The following is a 22,582-nucleotide window of genomic DNA, read 5'->3' as shown; positions in this document are numbered from 1 at the left end:
CATGGCGCCGGCCGCCACGATTCGCTCACGCGAACGTCATGACGGGGGCGGGCCCGACCGGTGATCCGGGGGTCTGCATGACTGCGCCGGGGCCCTTGCGGTTCGAGAATCGGGTGATCGGCTTCCGATGTGGAGGGAAACCATGACACCACGAGAGAAGAGCCTCAGCCGCCGGGTGCTGCTGGGGAGCGCCGCGGCGGTGGCGTCGGCCGGGGTGCCGGCGGTGGTCCATGCGGCGCTGCCGTTCAGCGGCGAGGACTTCGGGCTGTTCATGGACGGCCGGACCGGCACGTACACGTACCTCGGCGTCCAGGCGCCGGGCGCGGACATCGCGACGGCGTTCCCGCACTTCCCGGGGTTCGCGCCGGACGAGGCCGCGATCGGCCACGGGGTGCGCGCGATGTCGAAGTGGCTCATGGCGCGGGCCGGCCGCTGACGCGCGACGGGCGGCGGCCGATACGGCCGCCGCCCGTCCATTGTGGTTGTTCCTACGCGATGATGTTCATGCCGCCCCAGCCGGAGCCGACCTTCACCAGCGCGGTGTAGGAGCCGGCGCCGTTGCCCTTGTACAGGTAGAGGCTGCCGTTGGTGTGGCGGGCGACCCAGTCGACGCGGCCGTCGCCGTTGAAGTCGCCGGTCGCGGCGACGGTGTTCATGACGTCCCAGCCGCAGCCGATCTTCACGCCGTTCTTCACGCCGCCGGCGGGCTTGCCGGCGTAGAAGTACATGCAGTTGTCGGAGTTCTTCTTCGCGATGACGTCGGCGACGCCGTCGTGGTTGAGGTCCCCGACCGCGGTGATCAGCGACATGCCGTTCCAGCCGGTGCCGATGAGCACGCGGGTGCCGTGCGAGCCGGTCCCGGTGCCCGGGTAGAGCCACAGGTTGCCGGTGGCGGACTCGCGGGCGAGGAGGTCGGACCGGCCGTCGGCGTTGTAGTCGTACCCGGAGACGATGGCGCTCATGGAGTTCCAGCCGCCGCCGATGCGGATGCGCTCGGTGTGGGTGCCGGTGCCGGTGCCCGGGTAGACGTACAGGGTGCCGCCGGTGGTGCGGGCGAGGAGGTCGGGCCGGTTGTCGCCGTCGAAGTCGCCCGCGGTCTCCAGCAGGTTCATGCCGGAGAACTCGGTGCCCCAGGAGTACGCGCCGCTGTAGAAGGTCCCGGCGCCGGTCCCGTAGTACGCGAACGTGTAGCCGTCGGAGCGGCGCGCGAGCAGGTCGGAGCCGCCGTCCTCGTCGAAGTCGTGGGCCCGGTCGAGGGTGACCATCGGGAGGCTCGCGCCGGACCAGCCGGAGGACTGGACGGTCCGGTAGGAGTTCACCCAGCCGGTCAGGGAGAAGCCCTGGCGGTAGAGGCCGCCGGAGCGCGTGTCGAGCGAGAGCAGTTCGACCTGGCCGTCCCGGTCGAGGTCGCCCGCGCCGACGAGCTGGCGGAAGCGGCGGCCGTCGGGGTCGCCCAGCGTCTGGCTGAGTTCGACGGGCTCGGCCGCGGTGCTGGCGAACACCCAGTACTCCTGGGTCTGGCTGAGCCGGAACATGACGTCGTCGACGCCGTCCTTGTCGACGTCGCCGACCGAGACCATCGCGTCGATGAAGTTGTACCCGGTGCCGAGGAGGACGCCGCCCGCGAAGGTGCCGTCGCCGTTGCCCGCGTAGTAGTACAGGCCGCCGTCGGACTTGCGGACCGCCATGATGTCGGTCATCCCGTCGCCGTCGACGTCGAAGGTCGTGAAGACCCCCATCGTGTTCCAGCTCGTCCCGGAGCGGATGCGCGTCCTCAGGCCGCCGTCGCCGTCACCGGGGTAGGTGTACAGCGTCCCGGTCGCGTTGTCGCGCACCAGGAGGTCGGCGTGCCCGTCGGAGTTGACCTCGCCGGCCATGACGACGTCGTACCCGCCCCAGCCGGAGGCGGCCATGGTGGTCGCGCCGTCGAAGGTGCCGTCGCCGTTGCCGGTGTTCAGGCGCAGCGCGCCGTCGGACCTGCGTACGGACACGAGGTCTTCGAGGCCGTCGCCGTCGAAGTCGTTGCGCGCCAGCGGGACGCCGGGGCGGCCGTTGATGACCGTCCAGACGTCGTTCCAGGGCTGGGAGTCCAGGGTGTCGGTGTACTCGGTGGGGTAGGTCGCGGCGACCTCGAAGCGGCCGGGCTCGTTGGCGCCCTCGGTGATCCTCGTGCCGATCGACAGGCTCGCGTACTGGGTGCCGGCGAGGACCGACTCGAAGTAGCAGACGAAGTCGAAGCGGTCGAGCTGCGTGTCCTCGGTCCGCGCGTACTCGGCTTCGAGCTCGGACTCGTCGAGGCAGGACCACCTGGTGCTGTTGTTGGAGTTGACCGAGGTGAGCTCGATGCCGTCGGGCATCCGCCCGCGGAAGACGTAGGCCCCGGGGCCGTCCTCGGTCATGTCGAACGCGGTCGCGGGGCCCGCGTTGTTGACCGAGAGGCTGCGGCTCGGCTGGTCGCCGATGCTCCCGGTCCACTGCTCGAGGCCGCTCACGTAGAGGTCGAACTGCTGCTCGGTGGTCACGACGGTGATCGCGCCGGTGCCGGCCCCGGTCGCCGCGTCGGCGGGTTCGTCGAACGGCCGGTCGGCGAGGGCGGCGACCCCGATCAGGTTCGAGGAGGCGGGGTCCCAGGTGATGTGGCCGTATCCGGCGGCGAGCTCGTCGGCGTCGACCGCGGCGACGGTGTACTCGCAGCCGCAGATGTCGATCGGGCCCGGGGCCTTCGCGTCGATCGCGTAGCCGATCGGGCCGGTCAGGGTCAGCACGTCGCCGACCGCCCCGGTGTGGCCGGTGACGACGCAGGCGATCCCGCCGCCGGTGAGGTCGCCGCAGTTGTCGTAGGTCTCGGTGGCCTGCGCGGCCGGGGCGCCGAGCCGGTCGGCGACGGAGTCGGAGAACTCGATCACGACGGCGGCGGCGTCTGCGGGGAGGTCCTGCTCCTGGCGGAAGACCGGGGTGAGGTTCACGGTGGTGCCGGGGGCCGCCTCGGTGACTGAGACGTCGCCGGCGAGGAACGGCTCGGGCGCCTCCTGGGCGGCAGCGGGGGCCGCGAACGCGGCGGCCGCCATGAGGCCGACGGCGGCACCCGCGATCAGGCGCACTGGGGTGCGCCCGAGGGAATCGGGGTTCATTGAGCTCCTTGTTCAGTTTGCGGGGGTATCGCATAGGGGTGTCGTGGGGTCCGACGTGGACTACACGCGTTGTTTCCGAAACCGGTTGCAGTCCGGACGTGCGAAAGGCGGCCCCGCCGGAGCGGGGCCGTCTTCGACGCGTCGTGCCGGTGCTAGGCGAGGAGGTCCATCCCGTTCCAGCCGGAGCCGACGACCGACGAGGACGTGTACGTCCCCGCGCCGTTGCCCTTGTACAGGTACAGGCTCCCGTTGGTGTGGCGGGCGACCCAGTCGGCGTGGCCGTCGCCGTTGAAGTCGCCGACGCTTGCGACGGCGTTCATGACGTTCCAGCCGCAGCCGATCTTCACGCCGTTCTTCACCCCGCCGGCGGGCTTGCCGGCGTAGAAGTACATGCAGTTGTCGCTGTTCTTGCGGGCGATCACGTCGGCGGCGCCGTCGTGGTCGAGGTCGCCCACGGCGGTGATGAGCGACATCGAGTTCCAACCGGTCCCGATGAGCACGCGGGTGCCGTGCGAACCGGTGGCCGTGCCCGGGTACAGCCACAGGTTCCCCGTGGCCGACTCGCGCGCGACGATGTCGGTCTTGCCGTCGTTGTTGAAGTCCGAGCCGGACACGATGGCGCTCATCGCGTTCCAGCCGCCCCCGATCCGGATCGGGGGCTCCTCGTAGTCGCCGGTGTTCGTGCCGGGGAAGACGTAGAGGACGCCGCCGGTCGTGCGCGCGAGCAGGTCGAGCTTGCCGTCGCCGGTGAAGTCGCCCGCGGTCTCCAGCAGGTTCATGCCGCTGAAGGTCGGACCCCATGAGGAGCTTCCGGCGAACGCGCCGGTCCCGTCGCCGAAGTACAGGTACGTGGTGCCGTTGGCGTTCCGGCCGATGAGGTCGTTGCCGCCGTCCTGGTCGTAGTCGGTGGCGCGGTCGGTCGAGGAGGCGGCGAGGCGCATCGCGCCCCAGCCGCCGGCGCCGATCGTCGAGTGGTCGCCGAGCTCGTGCTCGCCGATGCCCTGGAGGTGCAGGGCGCCCGAGCGGGAGTCGACCAGGACGAGGTCGGTCAGGCCGTCCCGGTCCAGGTCGCCGACGCTCGTGAACTGCGAGTAGGTGCGGCTCTGCGAGCCGTCGCCCAGCCAGGTGTCCCACATGACCGCGCCGGTGGTGCTGGTCGAGGCGAACAGCCAGTACTCCTGGGTCTGCCCGATGCGCACGAGGAAGTCGTCCCGGCCGTCGGCGTCGACGTCGCCCACGCCCGTCAGGCCGTCGATCCAGTTGAACCCGGTCCGGGCCTGCTGCGCCGCACCGAAAGTGCCGTCGCCCCTGCCCGGGTAGAGGAGCATCGCGCCGTCGGAGTCGCGGACGGCCAGGATGTCGACCGTGCCGGACCCGTCGTAGTCGAGCGCCGTGAACAGGCCCATCGCGCCCCACCCGGAGCCGACCTTGACGGCGGCGCCGAGGCCGCCGTTCCCGTCGCCCGCACAGCGGTAGAGCGTCCCGGTCCGCTTGTCGCGGCCCAGCACGTCGGCGATGCCGTCGCCGGTCAGGTCGCCGGCCATGACGACGTCGTAGGTCGCCCAGCCGGTCGAGACGACCCGCGGGGACACGAGCGAACCGGCGGCGTCGCCGGAGTACAGCAGCAGCGAGCCGTCGGACTCGCGGACCGCGAGCAGATCCTGGAAGCCGTCGCCGTTGTAGTCGTTGCTGAGCTCCTCGGCCTCCTCGGCCATGTTCTGGAGCGCGCCGACGTTGTCGATGAAGTCCGCTTCGAGGCTCGCGCCGCCGACGCCGGTCGTGAGGCCGACGATCTCGACGTAACCGAGGTCGAACCCGCCCGCGGTGAGGTCCAGCGTGAACGTGAAGTCGACGGTCTCGCCCGCCGCGAGCGGCGTCATCAGGAAGCAGTACAGGTCGTACCGGTCGAGCACGGTCTCGGTGCGCTCGTACTCGTCGGCCAGCGACTCGGGGTCGAGGCAGGTCCAGTCGTCGGTGCCGTCGGAGTCGATCGAGTCGAGCGCGGTCCCGACGGGCAGCTCGACGCGGATCGAGGCGGAGCCGAAGTCGTCGGAGCGGTTGTACACCGTGGCGGGGCCGTTGTTGGTCACCGGGACGGTGACCTGGGAGGTCCGTCCGATCGAGCCTTCGACGTCGCCGCTGGGGACCGCGAGGTCGAACGGGTTCGCGGTGGTGGTGATCGAGATCAGGCCCTCCCACTGCGCCATCTCGGGGTCGGCCGGGTCGGTCCAGGTGTCGGTCGCCTCGATGCCGAGGAGGTCCTCGGACGCCGGGTCCCAGGTGATGTGGCCGTAGTCCTCCGCGAGTGTCGCGGCGTCGACCGTGCGAACGGAGTACACGCACTCGCAGACCTCGAAGGGCCCGAGCGCGTCGGCGTCGACCGCGTACTGGATCGGCTCGGAGAACGTGAACGCCGAACCGGTCTGGCCGGTGAAGCCGGTGAACACGCACTCGACGCCGCCGAAGATGTCCTCCTCGGTCTGCGGGGCGCAGTTGTCGTAGTCGGCGACGACCGACGCGCCCTCCTGGCTGATGCCGACGCGCGAGAACGGGTCGGAGATGGAGGCGACGACCGCGGCCGCGTCCGCGTCGAGGTCCCGCTCCTGGCGGAAGAGCGGCTCGACGGTGACGGTCGAGCCCGGGACGGCGCCGGTGACGGGCGCCGCGTCGCCGTGCAGGAAGGGCTTGTGCGGGTCGGGCTCGCCCTCGCCGATGACGAGGAGCGTGCCGGTCTCGGAGGCGAACTCGACGCCGTCGATGCTCGCGGTGACCGTGTACGGGTACGTGGTGTCCTCGCCGGGTGCATCGGCGGAGAGGTCGAAGCTGAAGACCCAGTAGGGGCCCGCGGTGGGATAGGTGCAGTAGATGCGCACGCCGGCGCTCGCGGAGCAGTCGTCGCCGGGATCGATGCCCAGCGTCCCGGAGGCGCCCTCGAACTCGATCTCGACCGTGACGGCGTGGTCGACGTCCTCGTACCCGGCCGTCGGGGTGTACTCGACCTGGACCAGAGCCCGCTCGGGGTCCTCGCCGGGGGTGATCGAGTACGGGAGGATCGGGTTGATGGAGGCGCTCGCGACACCGGTCACGATGTCCGCGTGGGCGGGAGCGGCGAAGGCCCCGGCGGCCATGAGGCCGATCAGGCCTGCCGCCGCCAGTCGCCTAGGCGTTCGCCCGGGCGCGGGGGGTTCGGAGTGCATGGGGCTCCTGTTCAGTTGGGTGAGTCAGGGTGCGTCGTGGGGTCCGACGTGGACTACACGCGTTGTTTCCGAAACCGGTTGCATCGCGGGCGCGGAAAGGGCGGCCCCGCACCGGCGGGGCCGCCCTCGAGAGCGCGCCGGTCACGCGATCTGGAGACCGCCCCAGCCGGTGCCGATCACCGTGTAGGAGGAGTACAGGCCCTGGCCGCCGGCGCCCTTGTACAGGTAGAGGTTGCCGTTGGCGTGCCTGGCGACCCAGTCGGTGTCGCCGTCGCCGTTGTAGTCGCCCACGGCCGCGATCGTGTTCATGACGTCCCAGCCGCAGCCGATCTTCACGCCGTTCTTGAGGCCGCCGGCGGGCTTGCCCGCGAACCAGTACAGGCAGTTGTCGGCGTTCTTGCGGGCGATGACGTCGGCGGCGCCGTCGTGGTCGAGGTCGCCCACGGTGGTGATGAGGGACATGGAGTTCCAGCCGGTGCCGATGAGGGTCCGGACGCCGTGGCGACCGTCGCCGGTGCCCGGGTAGAGCCACAGGTTGCCGGTCGCGGCCTCGCGGGCGACGATGTCGTGCTTGCCGTCGCCGTTGTAGTCCGAGCCGGAGAGGATGGCGCTCATGGTGTTCCAGCCGCCGCCGATGCGGGTGGAGAGGTTGACCGGTGCGCCGAAGTAGCCCCAGCCGTGGTCGACCCACAGTTCGCCGGTGGTGGTCCGCACGAGGCGGTCGGGCAGGTTGTCGCCGTCGAAGTCGCCGGCGTTCTCGACGTAGTCGACGGCGGTGCTGTAGGAGCCCATGGAGATCCGGGACCCGATGGCGCCGGAGTGGTGGCCCGGGTAGATGTAGGCCTGCCCGGACGAGGTGCGGGCGAAGAGGTCGGTGGTGCTGTTCATGTCGACGTCGTACGCGCGGTCCGCGGACGCCTCGGCGATGGTGTTGCGGTCCCAGCCGGTGCCGATGAGCGTGTGGTCGTAGATGAAGGTGATGTACTGGCTCGCCGACATGCGCCAGAGCTCGCCGGTCTCGCCGTCGACGCCGACGAGTTCGGTGTCGCCGTCCCCGTCGGTGTCGCCGAGGAACGTCACCTGGCTGATGAACGGGTCGGTCACGCCGTCGCTCAGGCCGAGGTCGGTGAGCTCCCAGTCCGAGCCGTCGCGGCCGCTGAGGTGGAACCGGTAGACCTGGAAGCCGATCCCCTCGAGGTCGTTGACGCGGACCATGAAGTCGTCCCGGCCGTCGAAGTCGAGGTCGCCGGTGCCGACGATGAGGTCGACCTGGTGGAAGTCCCCGGCCTCGGTCACCGGGGCGTCGAAGGTGCCGTCGCCGTTGCCGTGGAAGACGAACAGGCGGGTGTCGTGCCTTCGGGTCGCGAGCAGGTCGATGTGGCCGTCGCCGTCGTGGTCGATGTTCGACGCGAAGACCTCGATGTCGCCCAGGGGCATGCCGACGTGGTCGAAGGAGTCGAAGCCGCCCGCGCCGTCGCCGAAGCGGACGATCATGCCGCCGGTCTCGTAGTCGAGTTCGATGAGGTCGGCGTTGCCGTCGGAGGTGAGGTCGCCGGCCATGGAGAGGTTCAGGCCGCCCCAGGCCGCCGGCGCGAGGAGGGAGGGTTCGCCGAAGGTGCCGTCGGCGCGGCCGGGGTAGAGGAGGAGTGCGGCGTCGGCGTTGCGGACCGCGACGACGTCGGCGAGGCCGTCGCCGTTGTAGTCGTTGCGGGGCGGGTTCTCCTGGGCCGAGGCGGGCGCCGCGAAGGACGCGGCGGCCAGGAGGCCGGTCGCGGCGGCCGCCGCGGTGCGCATGAGGGTGCGGGATCGGGTGTGCATGGTGCTCCAGTCGTCTGGGGATGGCGGAGTGCACGGGGTCCACGGTGGAATATACGGCAGATCGGGCCCGTCCGGGGGCACGGCGAGGGCGGCCCCGCGGATGCGGGGCCGCCCTGTCGCGTTGCAGGCGTTACGCGGTGACGCGGTCGAGGACGATCGGGCCGCGCTCGGCGGGCTCGGCGCCGACGGTCCAGTTGCCCGCGAGGGACTCCTTCGCCGCGGCGAAGCGGTCGGGGGTGTCGGTGTGGAGGCGCAGGACCGGCTCGCCGGCCTTGACGGGCTCGCCCACGGTCTTGAGGATCTCGATCCCGGCGCCGAACTGGACGGGCTGGCCCTGGCGCTCGCGGCCCGCGCCGAGGCGCCAGGCGGCGACGCCCACGGCGTAGGCGTCCATGGAGGCGATGAAGCCGTCGGCGTCGGCGGTGACCTCCTCGGTCTCGCGGGCGACCGGGAGCGGGGCGTCGACCTCGCCGCCCTGGGCCGCGACCATCCTGCGCCAGGCGTCCATCGCGCGGCCGTCCTCGAGCGCGGCGGCCGGGTCGGCGTCGGGCTTGCCGGCGGCGGCGAGCATCTCCTTGGCGAGGGCCACGGTGAGCTCGACGACGTCGGCGGGGCCGCCGCCGGCGAGGACCTCGACGGACTCGCGCACTTCGAGGGCGTTGCCGGCGGTGCGGCCCAAGGGGACCGACATGTCGGTGAGCAGGGCGCGGGTGTCGACGCCGTGGTCGGCGCCGAGGCGGACCATGGTCTCGGCGAGCTCCTTGGCCTTGGCGAAGTCCTTCATGAAGGCGCCGGAGCCGACCTTGACGTCGAGGACGATCGCGTCGGCCCCTTCGGCGATCTTCTTGCACATGATCGAGGAGGCGATCAGCGGAATCGACTCCACAGTGGAGGTGATGTCGCGGAGGGCGTACAGCTTCTTGTCGGCCGGGGCGAGGTCGCCGGTCGCGGCGCAGATGACCGCCCCGATGTCCTTGAGCTGCTGGATGACCCGGGCCTCGGACATGTCGACCTGGAAGCCGGGGATGGACTCGAGCTTGTCGAGGGTGCCGCCGGTGTGGCCGAGGCCGCGGCCCGAGAGCTGCGGGACGGCGACGTCGAAGGCGGCCACGAGCGGGGCGAGCGGGAGGGTGATCTTGTCGCCGACGCCGCCGGTGGAGTGCTTGTCGACGCACGGCTTGCCGACCTCGGCGAGGTCGAGCGTGATGCCCGAGCGGATCATCGCGGCGGTCCAGTCGGCGATCTCGCGCGGCTCGGCGCCGTTGAGGAAGATCGCCATCGCGAGGGCCGACATCTGCTCGTCCGCGACGTCGCCCTTCGTGTACGCGTCGATGACCCAGTCGATCTGGGCGGTCGAGAGCGCGCCGCCGTCCCGTTTGGCGCGGATGACGTCCACAGCGGTGATCATTGGCGTTCCCTCACTAGTTCCGATGGTGAAAACCCGAACGGCATCGGAAGGGCCCGTGGGCCTTCCGATGCCGAGGGGCGCGATTCAGTTGGGCGACAGGTGGTCGGGGCCGAACGCGCCGGGGAGCAGGGCCCCCACGGTCGTCGGCTCCGGCCGCTCGTCCACGAGGCAGTCCGGGCCGCCGTGCTCGAACAGGAGCTGGCGGCAGCGGCCGCAGGGGGTGAGGGGCTCCCCCGCGCCGTCGACGCAGGCGACCGCCACGAGGCGCCCGCCGCCGGTGGCGGCGAGCCGCGAGACCATGCCGCACTCGGCGCACAGGGTCAGGCCGTACGAGGCGTTCTCGACGTTGCAGCCGGTGACGACCCGGCCGTCGTCGACGAGCCCGGCGACGCCGACCGGGTACTTCGAGTACGGCACGTACGCGTGGCGCATGGCCGCGCGCGCCTCGTCCCGCAGTACGTCCCAGTCGATGTCCATCGCTACTTGTCCCCCGGGTTGTACGGCACGCCGTCGGCCGCGGGGGCCTTGGCCTTGCCGATGAGGCCCGCCACGACCACGAGCGTGACCGCGTACGGGAGCATCTGGAGGAACTCGCCGGGCACCGAGGAGCCGGCGGCCGACAGGTCGCGGGCGATCTGCGTGGTGAAGCCGAAGATCAGGGCCCCGGCGAGGACGCCGAGCGGGTTCCAGCGGCCCACGATCATGACCGCGAGCGCCACGAAGCCGAGTCCGGCGGTCATGTTCTTGTTGAACGCCAGGGAGTTCCCGAGCGTGAACCAGGCCCCGCCGAAGCCGGCGAGGAGGCCCGCGGCGACCACGTTCCAGTAGCGGAGGCGGTTGACGTTGACGCCCATGGAGTCGGCGGCGGCCGGGTGCTCGCCGACCGCGCGGGTCCGCAGGCCCCAGCGGGTGCGGTACAGCAGGAACCAGACGACGGCGACCATGACGAGGCCGACGTACACGAACAGCTTCTGCTGGAACAGGACCGGGCCGATCACCGGGATGTCGGCGAGCGGGCCCCAGGAGATCACCGGCACGGAGAACGCGTCGTTGAACCCTTCGGCCTTCTTCAGCTGGTCGTACATGAAGCTGGTGAAGCCGAGCGCCAGCAGGTTGAGGATGACGCCGACGACGACCTGGTTGACCTGGTACTTCGTGGCCAGGAGCGCGAGGAGCATGGTCGAGAGCGACCCGGCGATCATCGCGCCGGCCAGGCCCGCGTAGATGCTGCCGGTGATGTTCGCGACGAGCACGCCGGTGAAGGCGCCCATGAGGAACTGGCCCTCGATGCCGATGTTGATGACGCCGGAGCGCTCGCAGACGACGCCCGAGAGCGCGCCGAAGATGTACGGCATCGACAGGAACAGGGCCCCGGCGAGGATCGACTCGGCGCGGAAGACCGTGCCCTCCTGGGAGTACGCCCAGAACAGCAGCGCGAGGACGAACGCGGTCACCGCGACCGCCGAGGCGGTCCTGAAGCGGCGCTGCGGGAGTCCGGCGATCATCCAGGCGCCGGCGAGGGCGCACACGGCGCCGAGCCCGAGCACGACGGCGAGCGTGGGCACGGCCCAGGTCGCGTCGGTCAGGGTCTTGTCGACCGCGATCGTGGTGGTGTGCCCGCCGAGCAGGGTCAGGGCGACGACGACCAGGAGCAGTCCGAGGACCGCGTACGTGATGCCCGCCTTCAGGTGGCGGGCCGGGGCGCGGTCGTCCGCGAGGGCCGGCGCCGGCGCGGGCGCGGTGTCCACTGCCATGGGGCTCACCAGCCTTTCGCTTCGAGGGTGACCAGGCCGCCGCGCGGTGTGCGCAGGTGGAGGATCGCCTTGACCAGGGCCGGTGCCGCGATGAACAGCACGATGGTGGCCTGGAGCAGGGTCGAGATGTCGACCGGGACGTCCGGCTGGGCCGAGAGCGCGCCGGCCTTCAAGGCGCCGAACAGGAGCGCGGAGGCGACGATGCCGCCGGGGTTGGCGCGGCCCAGGAGCGCGACGGTGATGCCGCTGAACCCGTAGTCGAGCGCGGTGTTCGTGGTGATGCCGCCGGAGGAGACGCCGAGCGCGAGGGCCGCGCCGCCGAGTCCGGCGAGGGCGCCCGCGGCGGCCATCGTGGTCGTGTAGGTCGAGCCGATGCGCATGCCCGCGGTCTGCGCGGCGTGCTCGTTGAAGCCGACCGCGCGGATGCGGAACCCGAACGTGGACTTCGACAGCAGCCACCAGGTGAAGACCGCGGCGGCGATGCCGATGACCAGCGCGAGGTTGACGCGCAGGCTCGGGTTGAGCGAGGACAGGAGCGTCGGGAGGACCGCCGACTCGTCGACCGACTTGGACACCAGGTCCGACTTGGTCTCGGAGTGGAGGAACGTCGTGCCGAGCGCCCACACCAGGAACAGCGCGGCGATGTTGTTCAGCATGATCGAGGAGATGACCTCGTGCGCGCCGGTGCTGGCCTTGAGGACGCCGGGGACGGCGCCGAAGAGGCCGCCGGCGACGGCGCCCGCGATGACGGCGAGCGGCAGGTGCAGCCAGATCGGCAGGTCGAGGCTGAAGCCGACGATGAGCGCGCCCATCATGCCGAAGATGAGCTGGCCCTGGGCGCCGATGTTGAACAGGCCGGCGCGGAAGGCGAGGCCGACGGCGAGGCCGGTGAAGATCAGCGGGGTCGCGTAGGTGAGCGTCTCCGACAGGGGCCGCAGGAGGTTCCCGAAGTCGGCCTGCCCGGCCTGGTAGGACTCGAGGGTGTTGAAGTTGAGGATCGCGCCCTCGAACAGCGCCGTGTAGGACTCGGCGATGAGGTCGCGGGAGGCGTACCAGGCGTCCTGGGGCCGCGCGAAGAAGTACGTGAACGTCGAGCGGGTGTACTCGTCGGAGACGATGAGGAGGATCGCGCCGATGAGGAACGCCAGGACCAGGGAGTAGATCGTGACCATGACCGAGTTGGCCTCGGTCAGGTAGCGCCCGAAGGTGCGGACGAAGCTCGGCTTGGGGGCCTCGCCGCCGTCGGCGTCCGGTGCGGGCGGCTGCGCCGGGGCCTCAGTGGTGGTGCTGTCGCTCATCGGTCACCTCCATTGGCGTCCTCGTCGGTCGGGGTTGCGGGCGTCGCGGAGGCGCCGACCATGAGCCGGCCGATGACCTCGCGGGGCGTGTCGGGTCCGACCTCGCCGACGATGCGGCCGTTGTAGATCACGGCGATGCGGTCGGCCAGGGCGTAGATCTCGTCGAGTTCGGACGAGATGAGGAGGACCCCGGTGCCGGTGTCGCGCTCGGCGACCAGGCGGGAGTGGATGAACTCGGTGGCGCCGACGTCGACGCCGCGGGTCGGCTGCGCCGCGACGAGGAACCGGCGGGGCCGGGAGAACTCGCGGGCGATGATGACCTTCTGCTGGTTGCCGCCCGAGAGCGACGAGGCGCTCTCCTCGGGCGACTGGGTGCGGATGTCGAACTCGGCGATGGAGTCGACGGCGCGCTTGCGGACGGCGGCGGCGTCGACGACGCCGCCCTTGGAGAACGGGGCGTCCTTGTACTGGTTGAGGACGAGGTTCTCGGCGACGGAGAACTCGGCGACGAGGCCGTCGCGGCCGCGGTCCTCGGGGATGTAGCCGAGGCCGTCGGCGATGCGCCTGGCCGGGGAGCGGCCGTGGGCGTCGCGGCCGTCGACGGCGATGCGCCCGGCGTCGGGCCTGACGAGGCCCAGGATCGCGCGGGCGAGCTCGGTCTGGCCGTTGCCCTCGACGCCGGCGAGGCCGACGATCTCGCCGGACCTGACGGTGAGCGAGAGCCCGTCGAGGACCTTGACGCCGGCGTCGGAGACGACGGTGAGGTCCTCGACCTCCAGGCGCGGCTCGCCGGGGGCGGCGGGGGTCTTGTCGACCTGGAGGGAGACCGCGCGGCCGACCATGGCCGAGGCCATCTCGGACTCCGACGCGGTCGGCGCCAGCTCGGCGACGACCTTGCCGCGCCTGATCACGGTGATCTTGTCGGCGACGGCCTGGACCTCTTTGAGCTTGTGCGAGATGAACAGGATCGAGGTCCCCGCCGCGGCGAGGTTGCGCATGATCTGGAGCAGCTCGGTGATCTCGGCGGGCGTGAGCACCGCCGTCGGCTCGTCGAGGATGAGCAGCTGCGTCTCGGGGCCCGAGAGGGCCTTGACGATCTCGACGCGCTGCTGGACGCCCACGGGGAGGTCCTCGCAGATCGCGTCGGGGTCGAGCCGGAGCCCGTACTGCTCCGACACGTCCAGGACGGCCTTGCGTGCGGCCCCGGCCGAGAGCACCCCCGCACCGCGGGTGTGCTCCCGGCCGAGCTGCACGTTGTCGGCGACACTGAAGGGCCCGACGAGTTTGAAGTGCTGGTGCACCATCCCGATCCCGGCGGCGATCGCGTCGCCCGGGCCCGAGAAGGAGACCGGCTCCCCGTCGATGAGGATCTCGCCGCTGGTGGGCGTGAGGATCCCGTAGAGCATGTTCATGAGCGTCGACTTGCCCGCGCCGTTCTCACCCAGAATCGCGTGGATCTGGCCGGGCTCGACCACCAGGTCGATGTCGTCGTCGGCGGTGAACGAGCCGAACTTCTTCGTCAGGCCCTTCAGTTCGAGTCGCAATGCACGTCCCTCTTGTGGATGCCGGTGCGGTCGGTTACGGAGCGACCGGGCTGGCCGGGGACTCGACGACGAGCGAGCCGTCGATGATCGCCGCCTGGAGGGCGTCGAGCTCGGCCTTGGTCTCGTCGGAGACCGCGGCGTCGAAGTCGTGGAACGGCGCGATCGAGACGCCCTCGTTGGCGAGGGTCCCGACGTAGGTGCCGTTGCCGGCGTCGCCGTCGTAGGCGGCGAGGACCGCGTCGCGGACCGCGTTGGCGAGGCCCTTCTCAGCGGAGGTGATGAGCTTGGAGCCGTAGTCGGTGGACTCGAAGCCGTCGGTGTCGACCCAGATCGCGTTGACCGCGTCGCCGGCCTCTTCGGCCGCGGTCAGCGCGCCGATGCCGGCGGGGCCGGCGACCGGGAAGAGGATGTCGGCGCCCTGCGAGATGAACGTGTCCGAGGTGCTCTTGCCGGCGGCGGCGTCCTCGAAGGAGTTCAGGAAGGTACCGGTCTGGGCGGCCTCGTCCCAGCCGAGGAGCTGCACGTCGGTGCCCTTGTCCTCGTTGTGCTTGGCGATGCCCTCGGCGAAGCCGTCCATGAAGATGGTCACCGGCGGGATCTGCATGCCGCCCCAGGTGGCGACGGTGCCGGTCTGCGTCTGCGACGCGGCGACGTAGCCCGCGAGGAACGCCGACTGGGCGGTGTCGAACTGGATGGAGTACACGTTCTCGGTCTCGACCGGCGCGCCCGAGGCGTCCGAAGGGGACCCGTCGACGATCGCGAAGCCGACACCGGTGTTCGCCAGCGCGGCGGTGGTGACGTTCGCGGCCATGAGCCCGCCGACGCCGACGATGAAGTCGCAGCCGTCGTCGACCGAGGCCTGGAGGTTCGGGTCGTAGTCGTCGGTGTTCGAGGACTCCTTGTAGCTGACCTCGATGTCGTCGTTCTCGGACTGCGCGGCTTCCATGCCGGCCCAGGCCGATTCGTTGAACGACTTGTCGTCGATGCCGCCGGAGTCGGTCACCATGCAGGCGCTGAACGAAGCGTCGGCGTTGTCGCCGCCGTTCGAGTCGGACGGGGCCTCGCCGCAGGCGGCGAGAGCGGCGAGGCCGACGGCGGAAAGGCCCGCCACGGCCAGCTTGAACGGCTTGACAGCCATTACGGTCTCCTTTGACGATCCAAGGGGGTAAGTCGATACCCGCCTAATCATGGCCGCACTTGTCGGCCTGTGACACGCTCCTTGATGATTTCGTTACCGAAACATCCTATGACTGAGACCAGGAGTGAACAGGTGTTTCGCCGCTCTTACGGCCGGATTGCGGCCCCGGGTGTGACCGGGCGGTGAACCGGGGCGGGCGCCTACTGCCAGAAGACGGCCACGCCCGCGGTGACGGCGATGAGCCCGCCGGTGGCCCAGAAGTGCCCGGCCGCGACCCGCTCGCGCTTCTTCCAGACGGGGATCGCGATCATGACGCCGAGGAGCAGCGCGAGGACGGCCTTGACGCCGATCTTCGCGTGGTTGGCGTCCGGTTCGGCGCTGGCCAGGCCCGCGAGGACGATGCCGGTGGCGAGCTGGACGGCGATGCCGTAGAGCATCGCGGTGTTGAAGTTGAACTTGCGCGACAGCCACGCCACGAGCCAGCCGCCGAAGACCGCGGCGAAGCCGAGCAGGTGGAGGTACCGCAGCACGAGGTGCACGAGATCCATGCCGCGGAGTATTCCAGAGTGCGGGATGCGTGACGCTGGAGCACCGGCGGTCCCGCAATCGCAGTCACATCGCGGACACCGGTGCGGCGCGGCGGGCCCTATCCTGGGCTGACCCCCACCTCCCAGAGGAGCTTTCATGACCGAGCCGTCGCCCGAGAACGAGCCGGAAGCGAAGCAGCGGACCGCGGCAGCGGACGAGCCGGAGGCCCGGTCGGAGGCCGAGGCGGAGCCGGAGGCCCGGTCGGCGCCGGTGCCCGAGACGGAGGCCGAAGCGGATTCCGAAGCGGAACCGGACTCCGGGACACCGGAACCGGGGGCCGCCGCCGCGTCCGACCCCGATACGCGGTCTGACGCGGAGGCCGAGCCGGAATCCGAGGCCGTCCTGCGGCTGCAGGTCGGACCGGAGGCGACGGAGTCGGAGTCCGGAGGCGACCTGCCGCCCGAGCTCGGTCCGATGCCCGGAGAGGGGAAGCTCGCCGTCGCCGCGCTGTGGCTGTTCGCGACCGGATGCTGCGTGGGCTTCCTGATCCCGGCTGCCATCCTCTTCTTCGACCTGGCCTCCGGGCAGACCCCGGCGGGCCAGATCGTCCGCAGCGTGCTCTCGGTGGCCGGGTTCGGCGCGCTCACGGTCCTGCACGTGGCCGTCGCGCTCAACCTGCGCGCGGGCGGGAACCGGGCGCGGATCGTCGCGGTGGTCCTCCAGGCCGCGGCGATCGGCGCGTGCCTGGTCGGGACCGCGGTCGCGGTCATGCCGCGGTTCGACCTCTCGACCCGGTATGCGGGGCTGTTCCTGCTCGCGAGCGTGCTGTTCGCCAGCCTCATCACGATGCTGTCCACGCACGCGATGCGCGACTGGTGCGATCCCTCGCGGGGCGTGCCGATGCCGGAGGGCAAGGTGTCGCGGCTCCTGCGGTGAGACGGGAACGGGGCCGGACGCGCGTCCGGCCCCGTTCCCGCTCTGCCTTATTTGACCCGGTGGGCGCCCTGGGCGGCGCGGGCCACGAAGACGCGCGGGACCGGGAGTCCGGCCTGGGCGGCCGCGGCGATGACGGCGTCCTCGACCTTCCCGGCCGAGGCGGCCTCGACGAGGGCGATCGCGGAGCCGCCGAAGCCGCCGCCGGTCATGCGCGCGCCGAGGGCGCCGGCGCCCAGCGCCGCGTCGACCGCGGAGTCGAGCTCGACCGATGAGACCTCGTAGTCGTCGCGCAGCGAGGTGTGCGAGGCGGTGAGCAGCTCGCCGATCCCGGCGATGCGCCCGCTCCGCAGGATCGCGGCGGTCTTGAGCACGCGGTCGTTCTCGGTGACGACGTGGTGCATCCGCTTGTTCAGCTGGTCGTCGTCGAGCTTCGCGTGGCGCGGCGCGTCCCGCAGGGAGGCGACGCCGAGCTGGCGGGCGGCCTCCTCGCAGTCGGCGCGGCGGGCGGCGTACTCGCCGTCGGCGTGCCGGTGCGGGGCCTGGGTGTCGATGACGAGCATCGCCAGGCCCTCGGCGGCCAGGTCGAAGGGGACCTGTTCGCGGGAGAGGTCGCGGCAGTCCATGAACATGACGTGCCCGGTCTCGCACAGCAGCGAGGCGGACTGGTCGAGGACGCCCGTGGGCGCGCCGACGTACTCGTTCTCGGCCTTCTGGGCGATGCGGGCGGCCTCGGCGCGGTCGATCTCGTGGCCGTAGAGGTCGGCGAGCGCGATGAGGACCGCGCACTCGATCGCGGCCGAGGACGACAGGCCGCCGCCGACGGGCACGTCCGAGTGCAGGGCGATCTTCGCGGGGCCGACCGGGTGGCCGGACTCGTTCAGGGCCCAGGCGGTCCCGGCGAGGTACGCGGCCCAGCCCTCGACGCCGTCGAGGTCGGCGGTGCGGAGGGTCTCGCCGTTGCCGTAGGTGGAGTGGAAGGACCACTCGTCGGCCTTGGAGGCGGCGACCGCGGCGTAGAACGGCAGCGCGAACGGCATCACGAAGCCGTCGTTGTAGTCGGTGTGCTCGCCGATGAGGTTGACGCGGCCGGGCGCGGCCCACAGGCCCTCGGGCTCTTCGAGGTGGGCGTCGCGGAAGGCCGCGGCGGCGGCCTCGGCGAGTTCGAGGGCGTGGGGGTCGGGGCTAAGGTCGGGCATGCTGGTAGTACTCCCAGGCGTCGGCGACCATGCGGTCGAGGGTGTCGCGGCTGGGCTTCCAGCCGAGTTCGTGCTTGGCGCGCTCGGAGGAGGCGACGAGCTCCGCGGGGTCGCCGGCGCGGCGGGGGCCGTACTCGACGGGGAAGTCGGTGCCGGTGACGTCCTTGACGACCGCGACGACCTCCTTGTTGGAGAAGCCGTTGCCGTTGCCGAGGTTGTAGATCTTGTGCTCGCCCGGCGCGGCCGCGCCGAGGGCGAGGAGGTGGGCCTCGGCGAGGTCGGCGACGTGGATGTAGTCGCGGACGCAGGTGCCGTCGGGGGTCGGGTAGTCGTCGCCGAAGATCGCGAAGGACGCGCGGCGCCCGGAGGCGGCGTCGAAGGCGATCGGGATGATGTGGGTCTCCGGCTCGTGGTTCTCGCCGTGCCAGATCCCGCTCCGGTCCTGGTAGGCGCCCACGACGTTGAAGTAGCGCAGGGAGACCGCGGCGAGGCCGTGCGCGGTGGCCTCGGACTGGATCGCCATGTCGCTGGAGAGCTTGGTGGCGCCGTACGTGGAGGTGGGGGCCTTGGCGGCCTCCTCCTTGATGGGCACCTCGAGGGGGTTGCCGTAGACGGCGGCGGTGGAGGAGAACACGAGGGTCCGCACGCCGGCGTCGCGCATGGCGGCGAGGAGCGCGAACGTGCCGTTGGTGTTGGCCTCCCAGTAGATCTCGGGCTTCTCCATGGACTCGCCCGCGGCGATGAGCCCGGCGAAGTGGAGGACGCCGTCGAAGGAGCCGTCGAGGACCTCCGCGATCCGCTGCACGGGCTTGCGCACGAGCTCGGCCCCGGCGGGGACGCGCTCGGCGGCGCCGGTCGAGCAGTCGTCGAGGACGACGACCTCGTGGCCCGCCTCGAGCAGCATCGTGGCGACGATCGAGCCGATGTAGCCGGCGCCGCCGGTCACGAGGTATTTCACAGTGCCCCCTTGAGCATGTCTGCGGCCGTCTCGGGACCGAGGTCGTGGACCCATCCGCCCATGACCGATTCCGAGGAGGCCAGGAATTTCACTTTGCCCGCGCCGCGGCGGATCGAAACGAGTTCGAGGCGAAGGCGCCCGAATTCGCGGTCCTCGCCGACCGGGGCCTGGTGCCAGCCGGCCATGTACGGCATCTGCTCGCCAGGGTAGGCGGCGTCGCAGCGTTTGAGGACCTCCAGGTACAGCGGCGCGAACGAGTCGATGTGCGCGTCGGGGAGCTCGGTGAGGTCCGCGAAGCGCTCGTTCGGGTAGAAGTGCACCTCGAAGGGCCAGCGGGCCGCGTACGGCGTGAAGGCGATCCAGTGCTCGTTCTCGGCGATGACGCGGGGGCCGCGACGCTCGGACGCGATGACGTCGTCGAACAGGTCGCGGCCGGTCGCGGCGCGGTGGCGCTTGTTCGCGTCGAGGTACTTGCGGGTCTGCGGGGTCACGTACGGGTAGCCGTAGATCTGCCCGTGCGGGTGGTGGAGGGTCACGCCGACCTCGACGCCGCGGTTCTCGAACGGGAAGACCTGGGCGATGTCGCCGCGCGCCGAGAGGGCGGCGGTGCGTTGGGCCTGGGCGCGCACGATGAGGGCGACCCGCTCGGGGCTGAGGTCGACGAGGGAGGAGTCGTGGTCGTCGGAGAAGACCACGACCTCGCAGCGGCCGGAGGCCGGGACCGCGGTCTCCATGCCCGTCACCTCGGCGGGCGGGAGCGGACCGGGCTCGGAGCATCCCCCGAACGAGGGAAAGCGGTTCTCGAAGACCGCGACCTCGTAGTCGGGCGCGGGGACCTCGGTCAGCTCGTCGCCGCCGGAGGGGCACAGCGGGCAGGCGACGGGGAGGGTGGGGCGGTTGGACCGCCCGGCCGAGACGGCCACCCACTCGTCGCGGAGCACGTCGTACCGGATCTCCCCGGCGCTGACGCGGTCGCCCAGGTCGCGCTTGTCGGCGAACGAGGCGCGGCCGGCGTCCGGCGCGGTGTTGAAGTAGAGGATCTGGCGGCCGTCGGCGAGGCCTCCGGTCTCCAAGTGGAACGAGGTCATGGTCTCTTCTCGGGTCGGTTCGCGGCGTCTTCGGTCGGTTCCGGGGCGGGGCGGCGCGCGTGCGGGCGCTTCGCGGGGCCGTGCGGCTCCGCGGCCGGGACGGGCGCGAGCACGACCTGGTCGACGTGCGCGCCGAGGGCCCGGCGGGCCTCCTCGTCGAGGAGGGAGTCGGTGACGACGACGTCGGCGTCGGCGAGGGACGCGATGGTGGCGATGCCGACGACGTCGAACTTGGTGTGGTCGGCGACGACGACGAGGCGGCGGCCCTTGGCGGCGAGGGTCGCGACGGTCTCGGCCTCGAGGAGGTTCGGGGTGGTGAACCCGGCCCGCTCGGACATGCCGTGGACGCCGAGGAAGACGGTGTCGACGTTGACCTTCTCGAGGGAGGCGACGGCGAAGGGCCCGACGAGCGCGTCGGAGGGGGTGCGCACGCCGCCGGTGAGGATGACGGTCTGGTCCGGGCGGCCGGCCCGGTAGAAGACGTCGGCGACGGGGACCGAGTTGGTGACGACGGTGAGGTCGGGGACGTCGGTGAGGCGGTGCGCGAGGGTCCAGGTGGTGGTCCCGGCGGAGAGGGCGATGGCCTGGCCGGGCCCGACGAGGGTCGCGGCGGCGTCGGCGATGGCCTGCTTCTCGGCCTCCTGGCGGACCTGCTTGACGGCGAACCCGGGTTCGGAGGTGGAGCCGAAGTCGACGGCGGTCGCGCCGCCGTGCACCTTGGCGACCAGCCCGCGGTCGGCGAGGGTCTCGAGGTCGCGGCGGATGGTCATGTCGGAGACGCCGAACTCCTCGACCAGCTCGGCCACCCGGACCGCCCCGGTCCGGTGGACGCGTTCGGCGATCCGGCTCTGTCGCTGCTGCGCCAGCATCGGCGGCTCTCCTTCCGATCCTGTCTTCCGATCAAGATCAAACACAATTGAACATCAGGATCGGCCGGGCCGCAATACCGGGTGGCCGCTCTCTCGGCCCGGATGTCAGAATCGGTCCATGACCACTGCCGACCGGAAGCCCCGTGTCTTCTCCGGGATCCAGCCCACCTCGGACTCGTTCCACCTCGGGAACTACCTGGGGGCGGTGCGGCAGTGGGTGGCGATGCAGGACACCACGGACGCGCTCTACTGCGTCGTCGACCAGCACGCGATCACCGTCGATCACGACCCAAAGGTATTGCACCAGCGCTCACGCGTCAGCGCGGCGCAGCTGCTCGCGCTGGGCCTCGACCCCGAGCGGTGCACGCTGTTCGTCCAGTCGCAGGTCCCCGAGCACGCGATGCTCTCCTGGATCCTCGGTTCGGAGACCGGTTTCGGCGAGGCGAGCCGGATGACGCAGTTCAAGGACAAGTCCGCCAAACAAGAACGCACAACCGTGGGGCTGTTCACCTACCCGATCCTCATGGCCGCCGACATCCTGCTGTACCGGACCGACCAGGTCCCCGTCGGCGAGGACCAGCGCCAGCACCTGGAGCTCACCCGCGACCTCGCGATCCGCTTCAACGGCACGTACGGCGAGACCTTCACCGTGCCCGAGCCCTACATCGTCAAGGAGACCGCGACGATCAAGGACCTCTCCGAGCCCGAGAAGAAGATGTCGAAGTCCTCCAGCGGCCCGCGCGGGTGCCTGTACCTGCTCGACGAGCCGAACCAGATGCGCAAGAAGATCAAGGGCGCCGTCACCGACTCCGAGGCCGAGGTCCGGTTCGACCCCGAGCGCAAGCCCGGCGTGTCGAACCTGATGAACATCTACACGGCCCTGGCCGGGACCACGACGGAGAAGCTCGAGGCGGAGTACGCCGGGCGCGGCTACGGCGACTTCAAGGGCGACCTCGCCGAGGTCGTGGCCGACACCCTCGGCCCGATCGCGCTGCGCACCAAGGAGATCCTGGCCGACAAGGCCGAGCTGGACCGCATCCTCACCCTAGGGGCGGAGAAGGCGCGGCACCTGGCGGTGCGGACCATCGCCAAGACGTACAAGAAGATCGGCTTCTACCCGCCGGTGGCGCTTTAGTGGAGGCGGGCGCGGCGCCGGCGGGCAGGCCGCCGACCGTGACCGTGGGCGTCGCCATTCCGGTGCCCGCGCCCTGGGGCGACCTCCTGGACCGGGCGCGGCTCGCCTCGGGCGACCCGCTCGGCGGAATCGTCCCGGCGCACCTGACGCTGCTGGGCCCGACCGAGATGCCGCGGGCGGCGCTCCCGGCGTTCGGCGAGCACCTCGCGTCGGTGGCCGCCGCCTGCCCGGTCTTCGACCTGCACCTGCGCGGCACCGGCTCGTTCCGGCCGGTCACCGAGGTCGTGTTCGTGGCCGTCGTCGACGGCATCGCCGTGTGCGAGCAGCTGGAGTCGGCGATCCGCAGCGGCCCGGCCGAGCGCGAGCGGACCTTCCCGTACCACCCGCACATCACCATCGCCCACAACGTGAGCACCGAGGCCCTGGACCGGGCGTTCAACGCGCTCGCGGGGTTCGAGGCGAAGTTCCGGGTCGAGTCGTTCACGCTCTACACGCACCCCAACCCGGGCGCTTGGAGCTTCGAGACCCTCGCCGGGGCCCCGGTCCCGTGGACCCCGAGAGGCGTCTTCCCGCTCGGAACATGA

The 22,582-nt window shown here is 71.2% G+C and carries 18 protein-coding genes; 4 read left to right on the top strand and 14 right to left on the bottom strand.

The window, feature by feature from the left end; genetic code table 11:
* Window positions 1–142: 142 nt before the first annotated feature.
* Entirely contained in the window at window positions 143–436 is a 294-nt protein-coding gene (locus tag ABD419_RS23160; protein ID WP_344491895.1) for a hypothetical protein, read from the top strand.
* 52 nt (window positions 437–488) lie between these two features.
* On the opposite strand, the gene ABD419_RS23155 is transcribed toward ABD419_RS23160, so the two are convergent.
* The 10 genes from ABD419_RS23155 to ABD419_RS23110 form a co-directional block, all read right to left on the bottom strand.
* Window positions 489–3,131, bottom strand: coding sequence for an FG-GAP-like repeat-containing protein (locus tag ABD419_RS23155; RefSeq protein WP_344491892.1), 2,643 nt, complete (start codon window positions 3,129–3,131; stop codon window positions 489–491).
* A 152-nt stretch (window positions 3,132–3,283) separates the two neighbouring features.
* Window positions 3,284–6,328 (bottom strand): FG-GAP repeat domain-containing protein, encoded by a 3,045-nt coding sequence (locus tag ABD419_RS23150; protein ID WP_344491889.1) that lies wholly within the window; start codon window positions 6,326–6,328, stop codon window positions 3,284–3,286.
* Window positions 6,329–6,469: 141 nt separating this feature from the next.
* The gene (locus ABD419_RS23145) at window positions 6,470–8,146 is read right to left on the bottom strand and encodes an FG-GAP repeat domain-containing protein (RefSeq protein WP_344491886.1); all 1,677 of its coding nucleotides are present in this window, start codon (window positions 8,144–8,146) and stop codon (window positions 6,470–6,472) included.
* Between the two features lie 130 nt (window positions 8,147–8,276).
* On the bottom strand, window positions 8,277–9,554 hold the full coding sequence (locus ABD419_RS23140) for a thymidine phosphorylase (RefSeq protein WP_344491883.1): 1,278 nt from the start codon (window positions 9,552–9,554) through the stop codon (window positions 8,277–8,279).
* Window positions 9,555–9,638: 84 nt separating this feature from the next.
* Window positions 9,639–10,031: a cytidine deaminase gene (locus ABD419_RS23135; protein WP_344491880.1), complete on the bottom strand. Its 393-nt coding sequence runs from the start codon at window positions 10,029–10,031 to the stop codon at window positions 9,639–9,641.
* Window positions 10,032–10,033: 2 nt separating this feature from the next.
* Entirely contained in the window at window positions 10,034–11,308 is a 1,275-nt protein-coding gene (locus ABD419_RS23130) for an ABC transporter permease (RefSeq protein ID WP_344491877.1), read from the bottom strand.
* Between the two features lie 5 nt (window positions 11,309–11,313).
* Window positions 11,314–12,606 carry an ABC transporter permease gene (locus ABD419_RS23125; RefSeq protein ID WP_344491874.1) on the bottom strand — a complete coding sequence of 431 codons (1,293 nt, stop codon included), beginning with the start codon at window positions 12,604–12,606 and terminating at the stop codon, window positions 11,314–11,316.
* Window positions 12,603–14,150: an ABC transporter ATP-binding protein gene (locus ABD419_RS23120; protein WP_344491872.1), complete on the bottom strand. Its 1,548-nt coding sequence runs from the start codon at window positions 14,148–14,150 to the stop codon at window positions 12,603–12,605. The genes ABD419_RS23125 and ABD419_RS23120 overlap by 4 nt, the downstream gene beginning before the upstream one ends.
* Before the next feature lie 34 nt (window positions 14,151–14,184).
* On the bottom strand, window positions 14,185–15,288 hold the full coding sequence (locus ABD419_RS23115) for a BMP family lipoprotein (protein ID WP_344491870.1): 1,104 nt from the start codon (window positions 15,286–15,288) through the stop codon (window positions 14,185–14,187).
* 200 nt (window positions 15,289–15,488) lie between these two features.
* The gene (locus tag ABD419_RS23110; RefSeq protein WP_344491867.1) at window positions 15,489–15,836 is read right to left on the bottom strand and encodes a hypothetical protein; all 348 of its coding nucleotides are present in this window, start codon (window positions 15,834–15,836) and stop codon (window positions 15,489–15,491) included.
* A gap of 136 nt (window positions 15,837–15,972) precedes the next feature.
* Here ABD419_RS23110 and ABD419_RS23105 point away from each other — a divergent pair, with 136 nt between their 5' ends.
* A complete protein-coding gene (locus ABD419_RS23105; protein ID WP_344491864.1) occupies window positions 15,973–16,752 on the top strand; it encodes a hypothetical protein in 780 nt (259 codons plus the stop codon).
* A 47-nt stretch (window positions 16,753–16,799) separates the two neighbouring features.
* Here the strand turns inward: ABD419_RS23105 and galK are convergent, their stop codons facing one another.
* The 4 genes from galK to ABD419_RS23085 are packed head-to-tail and all read right to left on the bottom strand — an operon-like array spanning window position 16,800 to window position 20,863.
* Entirely contained in the window at window positions 16,800–17,948 is a 1,149-nt protein-coding gene (galK, locus tag ABD419_RS23100) for a galactokinase (protein WP_344491861.1), read from the bottom strand.
* Complete coding sequence (gene galE / locus ABD419_RS23095; protein WP_425556177.1) at window positions 17,935–18,852, bottom strand: UDP-glucose 4-epimerase GalE; 918 nt, start codon at window positions 18,850–18,852, stop codon at window positions 17,935–17,937. The genes galK and galE overlap by 14 nt, the downstream gene beginning before the upstream one ends.
* Window positions 18,853–18,902: 50 nt before the next feature.
* Window positions 18,903–19,994: a galactose-1-phosphate uridylyltransferase gene (gene galT / locus ABD419_RS23090; RefSeq protein ID WP_344491855.1), complete on the bottom strand. Its 1,092-nt coding sequence runs from the start codon at window positions 19,992–19,994 to the stop codon at window positions 18,903–18,905.
* Window positions 19,991–20,863 (bottom strand): DeoR/GlpR family DNA-binding transcription regulator, encoded by an 873-nt coding sequence (locus ABD419_RS23085; protein ID WP_344491852.1) that lies wholly within the window; start codon window positions 20,861–20,863, stop codon window positions 19,991–19,993. Before ABD419_RS23085 ends, galT begins: the two co-directional genes overlap by 4 nt.
* Before the next feature lie 118 nt (window positions 20,864–20,981).
* Between ABD419_RS23085 and trpS the strand changes: the two genes are divergently transcribed.
* Both trpS and ABD419_RS23075 read left to right on the top strand, forming a co-directional pair.
* Entirely contained in the window at window positions 20,982–21,998 is a 1,017-nt protein-coding gene (gene trpS / locus ABD419_RS23080) for a tryptophan--tRNA ligase (RefSeq protein WP_344491849.1), read from the top strand.
* A 38-nt stretch (window positions 21,999–22,036) separates the two neighbouring features.
* Window positions 22,037–22,582, top strand: coding sequence for a 2'-5' RNA ligase family protein (locus tag ABD419_RS23075; protein ID WP_344491846.1), 546 nt, complete (start codon window positions 22,037–22,039; stop codon window positions 22,580–22,582).

This window comes from Glycomyces endophyticus (assembly GCF_039531525.1).
Taxonomy (GTDB): Bacteria; Actinomycetota; Actinomycetes; order Mycobacteriales; family Micromonosporaceae; genus Glycomyces; species Glycomyces endophyticus.
The sequence above is the reverse complement of the archived record's forward strand: the minus strand, read 5'-3'. Positions and strand labels throughout refer to the sequence as shown.